Origin of the sequence: Wolbachia endosymbiont (group A) of Ischnus inquisitorius, from assembly GCF_964026985.1 — a bacterium.
GTDB classification, from domain to species: Bacteria; Pseudomonadota; Alphaproteobacteria; order Rickettsiales; family Anaplasmataceae; genus Wolbachia; species Wolbachia pipientis.
Map to the genome: position 1 here is coordinate 686,788 of NZ_OZ034715.1, position 17,977 is coordinate 704,764.

18 protein-coding genes and 1 pseudogene are annotated in these 17,977 nt (G+C 35.0%); 9 read left to right on the plus strand and 10 right to left on the minus strand.

The annotated features are described in order from the left end of the window. Positions 1-13: 13 nt before the first annotated feature. Both AAGD90_RS03505 and AAGD90_RS03510 read right to left on the minus strand, forming a co-directional pair. A protein-coding gene (locus AAGD90_RS03505; RefSeq protein ID WP_156518142.1) for an IS630 family transposase occupies positions 14-873 on the minus strand; the annotation gives its coding sequence in 2 pieces (ribosomal slippage) (positions 14-549 and positions 549-873; 861 coding nt in all). Between the two features lie 170 nt (positions 874-1,043). Next, entirely contained in the window at positions 1,044-1,235 is a 192-nt protein-coding gene (locus tag AAGD90_RS03510; RefSeq protein ID WP_341817337.1) for a hypothetical protein, read from the minus strand. A 494-nt stretch (positions 1,236-1,729) separates the two neighbouring features. Here AAGD90_RS03510 and AAGD90_RS03515 point away from each other — a divergent pair. The 4 genes and pseudogenes from AAGD90_RS03515 to tatC form a co-directional block, all read left to right on the plus strand. Then, positions 1,730-2,292, plus strand: a pseudogene (locus AAGD90_RS03515) (IS5-like element ISWpi1 family transposase); the annotation flags it as partial. Between the two features lie 54 nt (positions 2,293-2,346). Continuing rightward, positions 2,347-3,309: an IS481 family transposase gene (locus AAGD90_RS03520; protein WP_341821630.1), complete on the plus strand. Its 963-nt coding sequence runs from the start codon at positions 2,347-2,349 to the stop codon at positions 3,307-3,309. A gap of 137 nt (positions 3,310-3,446) precedes the next feature. Further along, a complete protein-coding gene (locus AAGD90_RS03525) occupies positions 3,447-4,544 on the plus strand; it encodes a type I glyceraldehyde-3-phosphate dehydrogenase (protein WP_264329858.1) in 1,098 nt (365 codons plus the stop codon). After that, a complete protein-coding gene (gene tatC / locus AAGD90_RS03530) occupies positions 4,541-5,302 on the plus strand; it encodes a twin-arginine translocase subunit TatC (protein ID WP_341821631.1) in 762 nt (253 codons plus the stop codon). The genes AAGD90_RS03525 and tatC overlap by 4 nt, the downstream gene beginning before the upstream one ends. A gap of 53 nt (positions 5,303-5,355) precedes the next feature. Here tatC and AAGD90_RS03535 read toward each other — a convergent pair whose 3' ends face one another. Next, positions 5,356-5,811 (minus strand): ArgR family transcriptional regulator, encoded by a 456-nt coding sequence (locus AAGD90_RS03535; protein WP_338406790.1) that lies wholly within the window; start codon positions 5,809-5,811, stop codon positions 5,356-5,358. Between the two features lie 125 nt (positions 5,812-5,936). On the opposite strand from AAGD90_RS03535, the gene AAGD90_RS03540 reads away from it, so the two are divergent. Genes AAGD90_RS03540 through AAGD90_RS03550 form a run of 3 tightly spaced genes read left to right on the plus strand, consistent with a single transcriptional unit; the run spans position 5,937 to position 7,943 of the window. After that, positions 5,937-6,671: a substrate-binding periplasmic protein gene (locus tag AAGD90_RS03540; RefSeq protein ID WP_341821632.1), complete on the plus strand. Its 735-nt coding sequence runs from the start codon at positions 5,937-5,939 to the stop codon at positions 6,669-6,671. Beyond that, positions 6,671-7,318: an amino acid ABC transporter permease gene (locus AAGD90_RS03545; protein ID WP_007548901.1), complete on the plus strand. Its 648-nt coding sequence runs from the start codon at positions 6,671-6,673 to the stop codon at positions 7,316-7,318. The genes AAGD90_RS03540 and AAGD90_RS03545 overlap by 1 nt, the downstream gene beginning before the upstream one ends. Further along, positions 7,302-7,943, plus strand: a complete 642-nt coding sequence (locus AAGD90_RS03550; RefSeq protein ID WP_010962606.1) for an amino acid ABC transporter ATP-binding protein — start codon at positions 7,302-7,304, stop codon at positions 7,941-7,943. Before AAGD90_RS03545 ends, AAGD90_RS03550 begins: the two co-directional genes overlap by 17 nt. A gap of 390 nt (positions 7,944-8,333) precedes the next feature. On the opposite strand, the gene AAGD90_RS03555 is transcribed toward AAGD90_RS03550, so the two are convergent. Continuing rightward, entirely contained in the window at positions 8,334-9,533 is a 1,200-nt protein-coding gene (locus AAGD90_RS03555; RefSeq protein WP_065094900.1) for a phage major capsid protein, read from the minus strand. Positions 9,534-9,581: 48 nt separating this feature from the next. Here AAGD90_RS03555 and AAGD90_RS03560 point away from each other — a divergent pair, with 48 nt between their 5' ends. After that, entirely contained in the window at positions 9,582-9,875 is a 294-nt protein-coding gene (locus tag AAGD90_RS03560; protein ID WP_010962608.1) for a hypothetical protein, read from the plus strand. A 192-nt stretch (positions 9,876-10,067) separates the two neighbouring features. Here the strand turns inward: AAGD90_RS03560 and AAGD90_RS03565 are convergent, their stop codons facing one another. Genes AAGD90_RS03565 through AAGD90_RS03575 form a run of 3 tightly spaced genes read right to left on the minus strand, consistent with a single transcriptional unit; the run spans position 10,068 to position 12,684 of the window. After that, on the minus strand, positions 10,068-10,865 hold the full coding sequence (locus AAGD90_RS03565; RefSeq protein ID WP_341821633.1) for a hypothetical protein: 798 nt from the start codon (positions 10,863-10,865) through the stop codon (positions 10,068-10,070). A gap of 49 nt (positions 10,866-10,914) precedes the next feature. After that, positions 10,915-11,589, minus strand: coding sequence for an orotidine-5'-phosphate decarboxylase (pyrF, locus tag AAGD90_RS03570; RefSeq protein ID WP_264339403.1), 675 nt, complete (start codon positions 11,587-11,589; stop codon positions 10,915-10,917). A 30-nt stretch (positions 11,590-11,619) separates the two neighbouring features. Then, positions 11,620-12,684: a hypothetical protein gene (locus AAGD90_RS03575; RefSeq protein ID WP_341821634.1), complete on the minus strand. Its 1,065-nt coding sequence runs from the start codon at positions 12,682-12,684 to the stop codon at positions 11,620-11,622. Between the two features lie 50 nt (positions 12,685-12,734). Here AAGD90_RS03575 and AAGD90_RS03580 point away from each other — a divergent pair. Then, positions 12,735-13,594, plus strand: a protein-coding gene (locus AAGD90_RS03580; protein ID WP_156518142.1) for an IS630 family transposase whose coding sequence is annotated in 2 segments (ribosomal slippage) — positions 12,735-13,059 and positions 13,059-13,594 — 861 coding nt in all. Because the reading frame shifts where the segments join, the coding sequence is not laid out codon by codon here. A gap of 25 nt (positions 13,595-13,619) precedes the next feature. Here AAGD90_RS03580 and AAGD90_RS03585 read toward each other — a convergent pair. From AAGD90_RS03585 to AAGD90_RS03595, 3 genes are all read right to left on the minus strand, one after another. Beyond that, positions 13,620-13,787, minus strand: coding sequence for a hypothetical protein (locus tag AAGD90_RS03585; RefSeq protein WP_341821635.1), 168 nt, complete (start codon positions 13,785-13,787; stop codon positions 13,620-13,622). 263 nt (positions 13,788-14,050) lie between these two features. Beyond that, positions 14,051-15,187, minus strand: a complete 1,137-nt coding sequence (locus tag AAGD90_RS03590) for a hypothetical protein (RefSeq protein ID WP_341821636.1) — start codon at positions 15,185-15,187, stop codon at positions 14,051-14,053. A gap of 73 nt (positions 15,188-15,260) precedes the next feature. Further along, complete coding sequence (locus tag AAGD90_RS03595; RefSeq protein ID WP_341821637.1) at positions 15,261-17,738, minus strand: valine--tRNA ligase; 2,478 nt, start codon at positions 17,736-17,738, stop codon at positions 15,261-15,263. Between the last annotated feature and the right edge of the window lie 239 nt (positions 17,739-17,977).

A 17,977-nucleotide genomic window follows, 5' to 3' on the forward strand; every position in this document is an offset into this window, starting at 1 on the left:
TAGTCCGAATAGGTCATAGGAAGGCAGAATCAACAGCACGACGAAAGGATTCGAATAGAGGAATGTTTTTCCTGGCTCTGTTTTTTATAGCAAACCAATGATGCTCAATTTTGTTAAAATCTGGAGAATAAGGCGGCAGATACAAAATTTCTGCACCGACTCCTTTAGCGAGCTTGATAAGCTTATCAGACTTATGAAAAGTAGCATTATCAAGAATGACAGTTTGTCCAGGTTCTAAGATCGGTGCCAAAAATTGCTCAAACCATCCATTAAAAATATCCATATTACAGTGGCCTTCAAATGTTAATGGAGCAACTATCTTTCTTCTACTTAAGGCTGCAACCATGCTGATTCGTTGAGTTTTTTTTCCAGATTTTAGGGCATAAAATCGCTGTCCTTTCTGGCAATACCCATATGGATAGTCCTCCGTGTTATCAATCCCAGACTCATCTATATACACTAAGTTTTCTGGTTCTTTTGTTGCTATAATTTTTAAGAATTCAGCACGTTTTTCTTCGTTCCTTTCCTTGTATCCATATGTCTTTTTTTGCGCGTAAATCCAATTTTTCTGAGAGCTCGGTGGATCGTTTGGATACTAACGTTGCCCCAAAGTTTAGCCATTTCCGACAGAGTTTTTCTACCGTGTTTTTTAGCAAATTCGATAAACTTATTCCAGTCGATAATTTTCTGATTGTAACCTCCATTACCGAGTTTTTTTGACTGAAAGTCGCCTGTTTCTTTTTTTCTTTGCTGCCACTCCCACAAAGTAGTTCGTCCAATTTTAAATCTTGCTGCCACTGCTTCTCTGCTTTCCCCTTCGTCTAGTGCTTCCATTGCTTTTTTTCTTAAATCATAACTATATGCTGCCGGCATCCAACCTCCTTATCGCCATCTATCCTTAATCTTATCATATCCGGACTTCTGTGGAAAGAGCTATAACTTGTCAGTTTTTGCAAAATGATTGCAAGCTTTGGCAAATGCATATACCCGATTCGGGTGAGCTTTATGGACAGTTATCTTGCAACAATTTTATAATGAGCTTTTCATAGCCACCAGCTTACACATAACTTGATGGGTAAATCGACTATATTTGTTTCTATAAACTTAGATATAGCATCACTCACGTTTGCTATGCGCTTATGCTTGCCATTAATTGAGATGTCCAATGCTTCCTTGGAAACATCTACTCCCATGAAAATTATTCTAGCCATTTTTGTACCTATAAATATAATCAAACAATAATGCAAAATGCTGTATACAGGATTGTAATTCGATCTTTTAGATCCACCTACCGTTCGTACTACATTTTGCTTTAAGCCTTACTATTACCCACAAATAAAAACATAGTATTGTATTTACTCAAATAATTTAATTTTATTAACCTGAAAGCTTATTAGATTAAAATTATTAAACTAAGAGTTATAATTTTAGCAACTAAAAGCTGTAAATTGCACCATATAAACAGTTATTTCAAGCAAAAGTTATGCCATTAAGAGCTATGCAACAAACATTTATATTTGTGGGTAATAGTAAGATCTAAATCCGATAGAGCATTGTTGGCACACCATCAAAAGTCGCCTCAGACCTCTAATGCATCAATGTACAAACTTACACCTTTTAGTTGGTAATACCATTTTAGACGTTTATCATTCGTTTTAGAAAATACTATAGAGGTTGTCCGGAAACAAGTAAAAGGCTATAATATCTGAAATTTTAGTACGGGGTAAAGATGAGAAAAAAGTATCCAACAGATCTAAGCGAAAGGGAATGGGCAAGAATAGAAAAACACTTCAGAGTATCATACAAGAAAGGAGGAAGGCCGCAAAAGTATAGCAAAAAAGAAATATTAGAAGCAATTTTCTATGTATTGCGTACAGGGTGTCAATGGCGGTATTTACCAAATGATTTTCCGCTATGGAAGACTGTGTATGAGCAGTTCAGGCAATGGAAGAAGCAGGGAATTTTTGAGAAAATGAATTATGAAATTACAAAATATAGTAGAAGAAAAATAGGAAGGAATGAGCAGCCGAGTGCCTGTATAGTAGATAGTCAATCTGTAAAGACTACAGAAAAGGGGGGATCAAAGGCTATGATGGAAGTAAAAAAGTAAAGGGTAGAAAAAGGCATATAATTACAGACACTCAGGGTTTTATACTAGGTTGTTACGTAGGCGCTGCTAACGAAAATGATAGAGATGGTATTAAAATAGCATTAAACAATATGAGAACAAAATATACTAAAGTTAAAAAAATGTGGGCTGACATGGGATACCAAGGAAGAAATTTAAAGAATCTGTATGGTCCCAGAGAGTGATGGTATACTATCATCATCATTTAAGGAGTCATTATGGGACAGATATTACATGGGTGCGCCAAAACAACACAGACGATTCGTAGAGCAATACAAAATAGAAAAGAGAGCATAGCAAAACTCTCCAAGCATTATAACCTTAATCCAAAAACTATTATTAAGTGGAGAAAACGTTCATTTACGAAAGATGCTGATATGGGTCCAAAGCATCCAAGATCAACTGTTTTAACGCTAGAAGAGGAAGCTATAATAGTTACATTTCGCAAGTATACACTACTGCCACTAGATGATTGCCTTTACGCTCTGCAGTCTACAATTCCGCATTTGACTCGTTCTAGCTTGCATCGTTGTTTACAAAGACACAACATTAGCAGATTACCAACTGTTGATGGAGAAGTTAAGTCAAAAAAGAAATTCAAACAATATCCTATCGGTTACTTTCATATTGATATTGCTGAAGTTAGAACTGAGGAGGGCAAATTACATTTGTTTGTTGCTATTGATAGGACATCCAAATTTACCTATGTTGAGTTGTGTAACAGTGCTACAAAACCCATAGCTGCTGAGTTCTTACGTAATTTGATTAGAATTTTACCGTATAAAATCCATACTATTTTGACAGATAACGGTATACAATTTACAAACCAGAAGCGTCATAAGTATGCTTTCCAACATATATTTGATAGAGTTTGCGAAGAGAATGTTATTGAACATCGTTTGACAAAAGTTAGCCATCCTTGGACGAATGGGCAAGTCGAGCGTATGAATAAAACTTTAAAGGATGCTACAGTTAAGAAGTATTACTATCAATCGCACCAGCAACTTAAAGAACACCTTTATAACTTTGTTATGGCTTATAATTATGCAAAGAGACTCAAAACTCTTAAGGGTCTTACTCCTTATGAATTTATATGTTATCAGTGGACACAGTCTCCAGAATTATTTATACTAAATCCACACCATCACACTCTGGGACCATACATAGCTTCAGTTTCATGATAAGGGGGCTGGCGGAGTTTGTCAAGCAAGTTTTTAGCCCTGTCTCCTTGCTATAATGTTCATATCGATAGAAAAGCAAAAGAATAAAATGAAATATCAAGTGATATCCTCTATAATTAAATTTTTTGAATGAAGAGATGACGGTTCGCGTAGGAATTAATGGTCTGGGTAGAATAGGCAGAGGCGTATTGCGTGCTATTTTCGAAATAGAAGAATATAGCAAACAAATAGAAGTTGTAGCTGTCAATGGATCGCTCAGTGCAAAGCAGCATGCACATTTGATTAAATATGATTCTGTTCATGGCAAATTCAGTGGTGATATTGATTTTAATGAGTCTCAAAATTGGATTTCTATAAATGGCAAAAAGTTTTCTTTATATAGAGAACGGAATCCTGAAAATATTCCTTGGAATGTTGATGTAATACTTGAATGTACTGGTGCATTCAATAAACGTGAAGAAGCAATAAGGCACAATGCAGAGAAAGTAATTGTCTCTGCTCCAGTTCCGGATGCTGATGTCACTATAGTTTATGGTGTGAATGACGATATGCTCGAAAAAGAGCATAAAGTGATATCAGCAGGTTCTTGCACTACAAATTGCCTTGCTCCGATTGTGAAAGTCCTACACTCCAGTTTAGGTATAAAAAGCGGTTTTATGACTACTATACATGCCTACACGAATGATCAAAATGTTCTTGATGGTAATCATAAAGATTTGCGTAGAGCAAGGGCTTGCGGATTATCTATGGTGCCAACTACAACCGGAGCAGCAAAAACAATTGGTTCTATAATTCCTGAATTAAAGGGCAAGCTAGATGGCACTGCCGTCAGAGTTCCGGTTAGCAATGTTTCTATGGTTGATTTTACATTTACGACTGATAAGAAAGCGACCGTTAAAGAAATCAATGAAATGTTTAAGGATGCAGCTCTCTCCTCTACGTCATTCCAGCGCGTGACGCTGGAATCTAATTTCTGGATCCCAGTGTCAGCTACTCGGATGACATCAGAGGGTACTAGGATGACAGAGGGTTATCCAATGTCAAATGTACTTTCTATATGCGAGGAACCTTTAGTCTCAATAGATTTTGTGCATAACCCTTATAGTGCAATTGTGGATTTAACTGGTACATATGTTACAGGTGATATATGCAGGGTTGCAGCGTGGTATGACAATGAGTGGGCTTTTTCGCTGAGAATGTTAGACATAGCATTATTGAGCTATAGTAAAGTATGAACTGGAACTCAAGCAAATACGCCTCATTTTATGAGCACTTTGCGGAACTCAGAAAAAGAGTTATCTTTTGCTTTCTATTTTTTTGCGTTGCTTTTGGTTTTTGTTATTACTTTAAGGAAAATATATACCGTTTTTTACTCGCACCTTTAATAGAAGCAACAAAAGGTAGCGAAGGTTTTTCTTTAATTTACACAGACTTAACAGAGGCATTTTTTGTGTATCTCCAAGTTGCAATAATGAGCGCACTTTTGTTTTCTTTTCCTGTGTTTGCATGGCAATTTTATATGTTCTTAGCACCTGGGTTATATAAAAGTGAAAGGGCAGTGTTGTTGCCATACTTGATTGCAACACCGGTTTTATTTGTAACGGGAGTTACTGTAGTCTATTACTATATATTTCCTTTAGCCTGGAAGTTTTTCATCACTTTTGAACATAGTGGGAAATCTTTCGGTATACCAATAGAGTTTATGCCATCAGTTAGCGAATATTTAGACCTCGTTCTCCAATTTATGTTTGCTTTTGGCACTGCATTTCAAATTCCAGTAATACTCACATTAATGGTGAGAGTTGGGCTACTGACTGCACAAAGTTTGTCAAATAAACGTAGAATTGCAATAGTGGTAATTTTTATTATTGCTGCAATCTTAACTCCACCTGATGTATTAAGCCAAGTAGGGCTTGCAATACCTATGCTGATTCTATATGAATTGTCCATTCTGATATGTAGGTATATTGAAAAAAAGAAGACAAAGATTTAAACAAAGAAATCCCTCTTATCTCCTTTATATCACATTTTTAACTTACAACATTCTTATTCAGGACTTAAATATGGAAATGTTTCATAAATTGATTGTAATACTTTGTTAAGTTCAGTCTTACTTTTGATGATCAATAATACTGTATCATCACCTGCTATAGTTCCTATAATTCCTATGTTTTTGCTATTATTTAATGAATAAATAACATATTTCTGATCTAGAAAGTAAGCCAGACTGCTAGCTTGTCCTGGTTGGGTATGTAGTACTATTAAACCAAAATCCGAAATTTGCATATTAAGTATCAATGGTAATTGATACTGGTTGATATCGATTACTTTATACACACCAGCAACTTTGGCAATTTTAAGTTTTTTTAATTTTCTTGATAAAGTAGCCTGAGGAATGTTGTGCCCTCTTTCTTTAAGCAAGGTCTGTAAATCGCTCTGCTCTAAAATTTCGTGATTTTGAATAATATTTAAAATATGTTCACCTAGTGTGTTGTCATGCATTATGCATTTTCCTCATATTGAATATGTAATAAGTATATTTGAAATTATATTCATTATTTCTTGACTATTCAATTTTTAATGTCTATATTCATAAGATGAATAAAATATGAATATAAATTAGTAATATGAAAAAATACATTTTAAATGCTATTATAGCGATAAGTATTCTATTAACAGGATGCAAGGAAGATAAATACGATAATATCATTAAATTTGCAATTTCTGCAGATTATCCACCTTTTGAATATCGTGAAAATGGTAAATTTACTGGCTTTGACATTGAGCTTGCTCAATTAGTAGCAAAAGAGTTAGGTAAAGAAGCAATATTTAAAGATATGCAGTTTAGTACTATATTTGCAGCATTGCAAAGTAATTCTGTAGATGCTGCTATATCTACTATTGGTAGCACAGAAGAGCGTGAAAAAAATTTTGATTTTTCAAATAGTTATTATACAGGGGAATTTGTTATTCTATATCACAAAAATAAACCCATAGCCGGTATAAACAATTTAACTCACAAGAAGATAGCCGTTCAACTAGGAACTGTCATGGAAATTTGGCTAAAAGAGCATGTTCCTACAACAGCTCAAATTATTGCTATAGACAATAATAATCAAGCTGTAGAAACATTAAAGTCTGGTCATGTTGATGGCGTCCTAATCGATGGGTTCCAAGGTAAAGTATTTAGCAAAAAAAATCCTGGTCTATCATGGTCAGCCATCGCTAAGTCAGATAATGGTTATTCTATTGCTGTGAATAAAGGATCTGATTTAAAGGATAAAATAAACGAGGCATTAAAAAGTTTAGAAAGTAAAGGTGTAATACAAAAAATAGCAGAAAAATGGCTAGGAGATAACTGATGCAGGAATTAATTTCTAATTTCTTGTTTGTTGGAACAGGCCTTGCCTTTACTTTAAAATTATTGATTGGAGGACTGCTTTTAGGTATGAGTCTAGGAGGGTTATTTTCAGTACTCAGATATAATAAGATCTGTATTCCATTAATTAATGGAATTATATCTGTAATACGTGGCACCCCCCTTATATTACAGTTAAGTGTTGTTTATTTTATGACTCCAACCATTGCAGGAATTAAATTAAACATATTTAGTGCTGGCATTATAGCATTTGGTCTAAATAGCTGTGCTTATATTGCTGAGATTTTACGAGCTGGTATTGAAACTATATCAAAAAACCAGTTTGAAGCAGCTAAAACTTTACAAATACCTAGTTTCTATATGTGGAGAGATATTATATTACCACAAGTTATTAAAAATATTCTTCCTGCAATGATAAATGAGATCATTGCACTCCTTAAAGAAACGGCATTAATCTCTACTATTGGTGGTGTTGATATTATGCGCTCTGCGCAAATGCTTGCAGCAGAACAATTTACTTATTTTATACCACTTTGTCTTGCTGGGGCTTATTATTACGCTCTTGTATTACTAATTGAATATATAGGCAAAAAGATTGAACAGAAAGGTATATATGATAAAAATGCATAATGTTTGTAAATTATTTAATAATGTTCCAGTACTTAATAATATTAACCTGATTATAGAACAATCTATAGTTGGTCTTGCTGGTCCTTCTGGTAGTGGTAAATCAACATTGTTACGTTGTATACAAAAACTCGAAGTTTTAGATTCTGGTAGCATTGAATGCAATGATAGTACTGGTTTTGTATTTCAGGATTTTCAACTTTTCTCACATATGACTGTCTGGGAAAATCTTACATATGCTCCCAAACTTAAAAACAAAACTCAGGATCAAAGTGATTCACTACTTGAGTCTTTGGGTATTGCCTCTAAAAAAAATGATTACCCTAGTAATCTATCCGGTGGGCAAAAACAGCGGGTTGCGCTTGCCAGAAGCTTAATGATGAATCCAAGGATTCTATTATGCGATGAGCCAACGTCTGGTTTAGACGTAGCAACAATAGTCGACGTTGTGGAACTCTTACAATCAGTTAGAGATATGGGTATTACTATGATTATCGCTTCTCACAATTTGGATTTTTTAACAAAAATATCAGATCGGATTATTCTGTTAAAAAACGGAAAAATAATTGTAGATATCAATCCTAAAGAAATTGATGAACCAACAAACTATTTAAAAAATAATTATTAAAAGAGAATCACTCATATCATACTGAGAGCTATAACAGATTTTAGCATCGAAAATTACATAATATACATTATGGAAAACAAAATTACATAATGTAAGAAGCAATGCTAAAAATAAAATCACATAATATAGCAAACTATAGCTAACCCAAGAAAGGTTTTCCTACGTCATACCGCCGCGATATCTCAGCATAGATTCCGCTAACAAGTAGCGGAATGACGAATTTTTGTTTTTCAAACTGTCGGTAAATCTAAGTCAGTTTAGCTATATGTGTCAAGCACTGGGATGACACCCTCCTGATGGGCCAAAATCACAATGTTCGTACAGTTATGGAATGAATCGCGGTATGACGTGTTGCTTTGATCAGCTATAAAGATGATGCTGCGGAAGTTTTTAGTACTTGCTCGCAACTTTCAACAATTTAATAGCACTGGTGTTTACAACCTCTCCGCCGACACGCTTAGTGACAAAAAACCTCACATAAGGTTTATTCGTATAAGGGTCTCTTAATATTCTCATTCCTCTGTTATCTACAATCTTATAAGCTTGTTTGAAATCTGCCATCGCAATTACTGGTAGCTGATTGTTTGGCGCTGGTGGCATATCGGCAGATTGATATACTGGTATTCCCATTAAAGTATCTGGAGCTTCAAGCGACAGACTTGGCTGCCAGAGATACTGACCTGTTTGAGATTTTAGCAGCCTGATATCCTTCAACGTACTCCTGTTCATCAAAAATGACGCATTTTTGGAATAATATTCGTCCAGAGAGTAATACAACATCATTATTGAATCACTATCTAATTTTTCAGTTTTAACTTGCTCTATTTTATTATAACTGTTTCCATTTTCATAAGCTAAAATTCCTTTTGGTTGAAAAGTGCCCTCACCCTTAATGAAGGCTTCGCTTTCTTCCTTACTAAAAGTCTCGGCAATCTTTTCCACCAGCCAACTCTCAACATCGACAAACGCATCATCGAGTAACTTTTGTGATATTTGTGGTTGAGCATATAACTCGTAAGTTGTGACGGAAATCTTTTGGATTTTGGGCGTGTCCGTATCTTTTGCAAAATCATACTTAGACTTATTGCCACCGTCCTCATCATCTACTGTTTCACTGCTCCAACCTGCACCGGCGCGGTCAAAATCTTCTATAATGTAATCCAATGTTTCAGTAGAGATTCTTTGACTGGAGCATATTTGTCGCATTGGGGACGAATCAGTTACGCGCTTGTTTATGCGTTTTACAATATGCGGAGTAACTAGATACCCCCCGATATCACTGTCATCTCCACTGAGGGTTTTGTGTGATAAACCGCTTTCCATTCCCTTGCGGATATAATCAGAAAAATATTTATCGCTTGTGCTAAAATCTGTATTTACTTCTGGGCGTTGAGCTGCAGTTTCGATCAAGTCTAAACGCTCTTTGCAACTATCAATGGCATTATTTACCTTGCATAGCTGCTCAATTGTTGCAGAATCAGCACGCCCTTTGCTTTCAATTTCTTTTAGTTTGCGATCATTTATTAATTTAAATTGCTCCCATGATGAAGCGAGTTCATTGATACGGTGAGCGATATCGGTAAGTGACATAATAGCCTCCTTTGAAAATGAAATAAAAATGGAAATAAGGTAATAGGAATGGCATCCATAGATGTTTCCCACAGTTGTACGAATATTGCAATATGGTACATAGTAAACGATGTCATTCCAGTGCTTGACACTGGGATCCAGCTTCTATGCAACTTAATTAAAAACGTTTGTTTTAGCGTAAGACAACTACCTTTAGCTCATCAGCTCAGTTATAAGCAAAATTTCTGGATTCCAGTGTCAAGCACTGGAATGACATCATCTGTTGTGCAATTTACCTTTAAAAATGAATATCCGTACAGTTATGTGCTTGGCACTGAAATGGCATCATTTTTTATCTGTTGAAAATGTAAACCGAAAAATAGCGTGGCACTTTGTGCCACGCTTAGTACTGTAAGCTTAATCCAGTAATTAAATTAAGCGAGATAAAATAAAAGATAATGACACTATATAATGTTCGTTCTTTTATGTCAAGCACTTTTTTGAATTTTTTTGGTGATAATTTTTATCCAGTTATTTTATTATTGTAGTATAATTTCAATGCCAGATACTATCATTATGATCACTATCTAAATTTAAATCGTAATTATCATCAAATTTATATATCCCCTCCATCTCTTCTCTATGCAATTCATGTGAATCACCTAAAGCTTTTTGATTAGAAACGTCAACACAATACTGTAACAGTGCTCTTAATGCTCCAGCACTATCTTGATCTAAATTAAAATTGCTAAAATCAAATTTCTGCATATTCTCCACATGTCCTTCTCTACATAACCTACATATCTTAGCAAAAGCCCTTTCACTTTCTCGACTCCAAGCATTAAGAAAGTAAGGATCTACTACTTTGCTAAATTGTTTCTCTATCTCTTCAAGAGAGCTCTCTGGATTAAGTTCTAATATTACTTTGAAAATCCCACTGCCATGGAATCTATAAAATTTACTAGATAAGCTATCTTTTACAAAATTAACTGCATCATCTATTGTAACACCAGAGCGAGATTCAAATATCATCTCAAATGCTCCATAACAACTATCAATACCAAAATTAATTATTTTTTCCATAAAATCAATTACCTCTTCTAAGGAAATTTGTGGCTTATTCCTCAAGATAACTTCTAAACTCTTGACAAAATTATGCCCATGCTGACCCATAGCATGGGTTTTCCCATTTATTGTATAATGATATAGCTTCTTATTTTCTATTATATGCTTATTGCACTGGTAGATATGTAGCTTATTCAATTTGCCAGAATATTCCTCTATTTCCTTATCTGGTAATTTTGAGCGGAATTCCTTGATTACTTTGCGTATTATTCTATTGATATTACTCATGCTTATTCCTAATTAATATGTTAGTATTTTTATAAATTAAGTTATTATATTAAAATTCTTTCATGGATTTCAATATTAGCTCCGCACTACTTGTAGTTTTTGTAATGGGTCTGCCAATGACGATATAATCAGCTCCTGAATTTATTGCTTCTTTTGGTGTTGCTGTTCTTTTTTGGTCGTCATGACCTGGATCTATACGAATTCCTGGAGTAATAATTTTAAAGTCTTCACCGCACTCTCGGCGCACTTCTTGAGCTTCTAGTGCAGAACAGACTACTCCATGGAGTCCAATCTTTTTTGCAAGCTTTGCAAGCAAAATTACCTGTGATTTTGCCTCTCTTGCTACTCCAAGCTCGTTTAAATCCTCATTGCTCATACTAGTTAGCACTGTCACTCCAATCAGCTTTATTTTTGTGCCTTGCACTACACTTAGCGCTTCTTCAAGCATTTTTGTTCCACCGCTGATGTGCAGAGTTAACATTTCAACGTTCAGAACTTTTATTACTTCAACTGTTTTAGCTACAGTGTTTGGAATGTCATGCAATTTCAGATCTAAAAAAATTGGTACATTGCATTTTGCAACTTCTTGCACTCCAGAAAGACCTTGAGCAGCAAAAAATTCTAATCCCAGCTTTACCATGCCAACTTTACCACGCAGAGCATTAGCTAGAGAAATAGCCTTATTTAAGTCTTGTGTATCCAGTGCGCATATTATTGGGTTCATTATCTTGCATGATTTATCTTATAATAAGACTCATTGTTGTGTTTTGCAAATACTTTCACTCTGATTACGTTCATAAGATTCTGTCAATAGTGAATTTGGCAATTTGATCGGAGTGGATGAGCGACTTGCATATCCAAGATCCTCCAGTAAACAATCAAACGTTTCCTCTGATGGTGATTCACATCTAGAATCTTCACCTAGCGTGAATTGCATAATTTCCTTCAATATAAACTTTATTTTTTGAGTCTCCTGTAATATTATTTTTCTACTACGATCTCCGATCGCTTCATTATTGTTTACCAATTTTTCTACCTTGTCTACCACAGATTCTAACATTTCCGGTAAATAACCCTTTTTCTCTTCTGCATTTCTCAACAAATCTTCTTCAAGTTGTTCTATTTGACTGTCTCGCTCTAAAAGTAAATTTTTTAAACCTTTTACCTCATTGTTACAATCTTTTCTTATTCCGTCTAACTCAAAAGACTGATTTTCAATTAAACCATTTGCTTCATCTAACTCGTCAAATTTCTTTTCCAATTTTTTAGATAAATTTTCCTTTTCTTTATTGATTTTTCTGATTTCACATTTTAGGTCATCTAATTTTGTATGCAACTTTTTTTCTTCCTCATATAATATATCTCTTTCTTTATAAAGTGTGTCTTCTTTCTTACGTAATATATCTCTTTCTTTATAAAATTTGTCTTCTTTCTCGTATAACTCCCTTATTTCTTTACGTAATTTTTCTACTTCCTCATTCAATTTTTTATTTTCTAATTCTTTGCATTGATTATTGTCTATTTTCCCTTTCAATTCTGTTATACGTTCTTCTTTTTCTTGTAACTGTTCACGTAAACACGAGATTTTAAGATGTAATTCTTCTTCTCGTGCAACAAGCTTATCTATTTCCTCTTTTGTTTTGTCCAATTCATTGTCTATTTCAAACGTACGATTCTTTGCTGTTTCTAATTTTTTCTCTAAAGATTCTTTTTCTTTAAGAAAAGATTTTCTCTCAGCTTCTGACTCATTTACTTTCTGATTCAATTTTTTTGCTCTCTTGTCTAAATTTTGCTTCTCTCTAGTTATAGCTCTTTCCACAGAAGTCCGGATATGATAAGATTAAGGATAGATGGCGATAAGGAGGTTGGATGCCGGCAGCATATAGTTATGATTTAAGAAAAAAAGCAATGGAAGCACTAGACGAAGGGGAAAGCAGAGAAGCAGTGGCAGCAAGATTTAAAATTGGACGAACTACTTTGTGGGAGTGGCAGCAAAGAAAAAAAGAAACAGGCGACTTTCAGTCAAAAAAACTCGGTAATGGAGGTTACAATCAGAAAATTATCGACTGGAATAAGTTTATCGAATTTGCTAAAAAACACGGTAGAAAAACTCTGTCGGAAATGGCTAAACTTTGGGGCAACGTTAGTATCCAAACGATCCACCGAGCTCTCAGAAAAATTGGATTTACGCGCAAAAAAAGACATATGGATACAAGGAAAGGAACGAAGAAAAACGTGCTGAATTCTTAAAAATTATAGCAACAAAAGAACCAGAAAACTTAGTGTATATAGATGAGTCTGGGATTGATAACACGGAGGACTATCCATATGGGTATTGCCAGAAAGGACAGCGATTTTATGCCCTAAAATCTGGAAAAAAAACTCAACGAATCAGCATGGTTGCAGCCTTAAGTAGAAGAAAGATAGTTGCTCCATTAACATTTGAAGGCCACTGTAATATGGATATTTTTAATGGATGGTTTGAGCAATTTTTGGCACCGATCTTAGAACCTGGACAAACTGTCATTCTTGATAATGCTACTTTTCATAAGTCTGATAAGCTTATCAAGCTCGCTAAAGGAGTCGGTGCAGAAATTTTGTATCTGCCGCCTTATTCTCCAGATTTTAACAAAATTGAGCATCATTGGTTTGCTATAAAAAACAGAGCCAGGAAAAACATTCCTCTATTCGAATCCTTTCGTCGTGCTGTTGATTCTGCCTTCCTATGACCTATTCGGACTATTATGAGAAATGCTATAATTCATGTAATTGATTCTTCACTTCTTTGTTTGCAGCTTCTTCAGCTTCCTTTCCTAGAGTTATTTTATTTTCCAACTCTTGCTCTTTTTGAGCGAATTTATTTCTCTCAATCTCTATTTTCTTATTATTACGAATTATTTTATATAAAAGTGCAAGCACCAAATAAGCGCTAAAGATGTAAGTAACGTAAGAGTAGCTAAGGAACTAGCTACAAAATAAAATGCATTAGCCTCACTAAGCAAATTGCTCATTACTCCCCTCCCCCCCACGTTCAGCAGTCTTGTATATATTTATTAAAATTCTCTTATCTGTGGAGGGGAGTATTTATTTTTATCCTGCACCTACAACAAACTTCCCATCTTCAGTCTACTAGCTAAAAATGGCTAAGGTTTTATGTATCCAGTGTACAACTGTACTCAAAATGTCTAGTGGCTATTGATCGGGGTAGAACGTCTACTAGCATATCCAGAATCGCAAGGAGCTAGAAGATCCTGTAACTGTTTCAACGTTGTAGTACAATCGTTGAGTTTTTGTTGATTATCTATATTTAACTTTCTATATATAGGTTGCATAAATACATCAACTCCTTTTTGTATATGGCCTGTATCTTGTATGTATTGCTGTTCTTCCAAATCAGAAAGTTCTTGCTCTACTCTTTTTTCCACTACATCGAGTACAGTAAATACTGCTTTCGTTACATATTCTCTCTCTTTTTCTTTAAATTTATTTGCAGTTTCCTTGAGATCATCGTTAGCTCTCATTGATTCATCAACAAGTTCTTCCTCGTCTTCTTTTAAAGATGATAATTCCTTTTCCAGCTCCTTAATTTTAGATAAGTACTCTTTCTCCTTTGTATACAATTTATCAACTTTACTTTCAAGATCAGTGCGCTTTTGACGTTCATCACTAACTTTACCTTCTAATTCTTTCTTTTCCTTTTCCGACTGGCATAACTTCTTCTCTAATTCTTCTATGTCGCTTTCTGAGCTCTCATGTTGTTCTTCCGATTCTAAAGTTTTTAATTGTTTTACTTCTTCTACTTCTACTTTTTTTCTTAACATAGTTAATTGAGTACGCAGAGAAGAAGCTTCCCTACTTTTATGTTCTAATTCCAAGTTTAATTCACCTTCATATTCCAATCTTAAGAGTAACTCATCTTCATATTCTGACTTTAAACATAACTTATTCTTTTCACTTTCTAATTTGCATTGACACAATTCCTCCATTAAAGAATCTACTCTTTCATTCAATCTTGTATTTTCATCACGTAACTCTTGGTGTTCAAGAGAAAGCATCTCCTCCTTATGTTCTAACTGACCTTTTACTTTTGCTTCCAATTCTACATTATTACTAATTATTTTACATGAAAGTGCAAGCACCAAAATAGAAAGTATAGACAAACTCAAAGCAACAGGAAGAGCTACATTAAAGGCTGCAACTGAAGACAAGAACTTAACATAAGGGGCAACAGCAAGTGTCCCAGACGCAAGCAATACCAAAGTAGCAAGAGCACCAGCTATAAAATATGGTGCATTATTTTTATTATATAGATTTCCTATCATTATCCCTGACACGTAAAACGATTGTTATGGTAACACTCACGTTAAAGGAAGTCAAACTAATTTCACACAAAAATCAATGTAAATCTATATTCACTATGTATTTTCCGTCTTCAGTTTCAAGCTCAGACTGCATCCACTCTATCGTTTCCGCATTGCAAACTGCCTGCAAATCATCCTGTGCAGATTGATTCAATTTATCCTCTCGTAGATCTGCTTTTATCATCAACTTTTTTATCAGATGCTTAACTGATACATTATTATCTGCCTTTATCTTTCTGATAATGTTTAATATCTGAATAACATTATCTCCCATTTCCTCTGAATATTTATCGTAGATAAGTTCTTCTTTGCTCGGCCAATTACTTTGATTGTGTACAGAATTATAACTATACAACTGGTGATATATCTCTTCTGTAATATATGGCAGAAAAGGTGCAAATAACCGCAAAGTAATATTCAGTACATATGCCAAGCTTTGTTTTGCACTTAAACTGCTTCCGTACGCACGTTTTTTTACTAACTCCAAGTAACTATCACAAAAATCCTTCCAAAAAAATTCCTCTATTACGCCCAAAGCTTCGCAGTATTCAAATTGTAATAGGTTATTCGTTGCTCTACCTATTACTTTGTACAGCTTAGACAGTATCCATTTATCCATCGTCTCACTGATGGAATTTATGCTTACTGTTTGATGCTTTTCCATGAACATGGAAACGAACTTGCTAGCGTTCCAAAGTTTTGTAACTAGGCGCTTGCCAATTTTGAATATATTTTCAGAGTAGACTGTATCAACTCCAAGCCTTGAGTTCGCTGCCCAATAGCGCACTACATCAGCTCCATAAGTTTCAAGTATTACATGAGGAGTGATGATGTTACCCTTTGATTTACTCATCTTTTTCTTATCATCTGCTAAACACCAACCGCTGATCATAATGTTTTTCCAAGGTAAAGAATTTGCATGATAATGTGCCTTTAAAATAGTATAAAAAGCCCAAGTTCTTATTATCTCATGGCTCTGGCTGCGCAGATCTGCAGGAAATATCGTATCATAGCGATGATTTGGTAAGCTAAACTCACTGTTTACTGCCAGTGCACTTAGTTGAGGAGTAATTGAACTTGTGGCCCAAGTATCCATTACATCTTGATCTGGGATAATCTCTTCTTTGCTATACCCTTTTGGTAAATCTTTCGATGGATCTATAGGTAGGGCCTTTATTTCAGCTAGGATGATTTTGCCCTCTTCTCCTTTACGCTTGGAATACCACGCTGGAAATGGCACACCAAAATAGCGCTGCCTTGAGATGCACCAGTCCCAATTTAGCCCTTCTATCCACACTTCCATGCGTTTACGCATATTGCTTGGGTGCCAATTGCATTCTTTTACTTTATCTAATACTTGAGCTTTTTGCTCTAAGGTCTTGATAAACCATTGATAAGTAGGCAATATCTCAAGTGGTGCACCAGATCTTTCTGCACACTTAACAGAATGAGAAATGTTAGTGCTTTCTATCAAAAGTCCTTTTCCACTCAAGATTTCAATCATCCTCTTTCTTGCTGCTGTAACTTTCAATCCATTTATTTCATTTAGTATATCGTCTGTCATCCGAGTAGCTGACACTGGAATCCATGTTTCTTCCTTCTGACCATGTACTGAATGAAGGTTCATCCTCCCATCCTGATCGATGATAATTTTCATCGGTAGATTATGCTTTTGCTGCCAATATATGTCGAGTTCATCACCAAACGTACAGCACATAACAAGCCCAGTGCCTTTATCTATTTTAACCTTATCATCAGCTATGATTGGAATTTTTTCCTTTGTTATTGGCACTATGGCTGTTTTTCCGATTAGATGAGTGTAGCGCGCATCCTCTGGATGACAAAAAACTGCAACACATGCGGGAAGTAACTCAGGCCGCGTAGTTGCAATGTTGATCTGCTCATTTTCTTGAGTAGAGAAAACTATCGTGTTTAAGGATGACTCAAAAACTTTATCTTCTATTTCTGCTTGCGCAATTGCTGTTTTATCAACCGGGTCCCAAAGGATGGGCTGCATTTTTCTATATGCATACCCTTTATTATATAGATCAATAAACGACATCTGTGAAAGCGTCACAGTTTCCTTGCTGATCGTGTGATATTCCAAATCCCAGTCATAACTAATGCCGACCGATTTAAATAGTTCCTTGAATTCTTGCTTTGATTTTTCAATAACCTCATGGCACATCTCTATAAATTTTTCTCTGCCAACTTCTTTTGCGCGGGTTTTATAGGTTTGCTCAACCAATCTTTCAGTGGGAAGCCCATTATCATCAAACCCAATTGGGTAAAACACATCTTTTCCCAGCATGCGCTGAAACCTTGCAATAAAGTCCGTGTGGCAATAGCTAAATATATGGCCAATATGCAATTTACCCGATATTGTCGGTGGAGGTGTGTCTATAGTGAAAGTGTTATCCTTTTCACCATTCCACCTGTAAACTTTACTACCTTCCCATAATATGTTGCATTTGTCTTCAACTTCTTTAAAGCCGTATTTTTCTTTTAACATAAATATTTCTCAATTTTACACCTTAAGCTAGCAACGTTATACCGCCGCGGTATCTCTAGATCCCGCTAACAAGCAGCGGAATGACGATGGTCGGTAAACCTAAATTACTTTAGCTATAGCACAATTACGGCAATTTTACGCCAAAATTTTTTGTTTACGAACATAAATTTTCTATGCTATGATAAAAATATTACTTGACCTTAGGTTCTAAGGGTATTATGTAATGTTAAGTTATAATT

Bases quoted from the DNA above. Each gene is read 5' to 3' on its own strand.
- tatC (WP_341821631.1), top strand. From the start codon at position 4,541: ATGAACTGGAACTCAAGCAAATACGCCTCATTTTATGAGCACTTTGCG.
- AAGD90_RS03520 (WP_341821630.1), top strand. From the start codon at position 2,347: ATGGGACAGATATTACATGGGTGCGCCAAAACAACACAGACGATTCGT.
- AAGD90_RS03545 (WP_007548901.1), top strand. From the start codon at position 6,671: ATGCAGGAATTAATTTCTAATTTCTTGTTTGTTGGAACAGGCCTTGCC.
- AAGD90_RS03525 (WP_264329858.1), top strand. From the start codon at position 3,447: ATGACGGTTCGCGTAGGAATTAATGGTCTGGGTAGAATAGGCAGAGGC.
- AAGD90_RS03595 (WP_341821637.1), bottom strand. From the start codon at position 17,738: ATGTTAAAAGAAAAATACGGCTTTAAAGAAGTTGAAGACAAATGCAAC.
- AAGD90_RS03590 (WP_341821636.1), bottom strand. From the start codon at position 15,187: ATGATAGGAAATCTATATAATAAAAATAATGCACCATATTTTATAGCT.
- AAGD90_RS03565 (WP_341821633.1), bottom strand. From the start codon at position 10,865: ATGAGTAATATCAATAGAATAATACGCAAAGTAATCAAGGAATTCCGC.
- AAGD90_RS03535 (WP_338406790.1), bottom strand. From the start codon at position 5,811: ATGCATGACAACACACTAGGTGAACATATTTTAAATATTATTCAAAAT.
- AAGD90_RS03560 (WP_010962608.1), top strand. From the start codon at position 9,582: ATGGCATCCATAGATGTTTCCCACAGTTGTACGAATATTGCAATATGG.
- pyrF (WP_264339403.1), bottom strand. From the start codon at position 11,589: ATGAACCCAATAATATGCGCACTGGATACACAAGACTTAAATAAGGCT.
- AAGD90_RS03540 (WP_341821632.1), top strand. From the start codon at position 5,937: ATGAAAAAATACATTTTAAATGCTATTATAGCGATAAGTATTCTATTA.
- AAGD90_RS03555 (WP_065094900.1), bottom strand. From the start codon at position 9,533: ATGTCACTTACCGATATCGCTCACCGTATCAATGAACTCGCTTCATCA.
- AAGD90_RS03550 (WP_010962606.1), top strand. From the start codon at position 7,302: ATGATAAAAATGCATAATGTTTGTAAATTATTTAATAATGTTCCAGTA.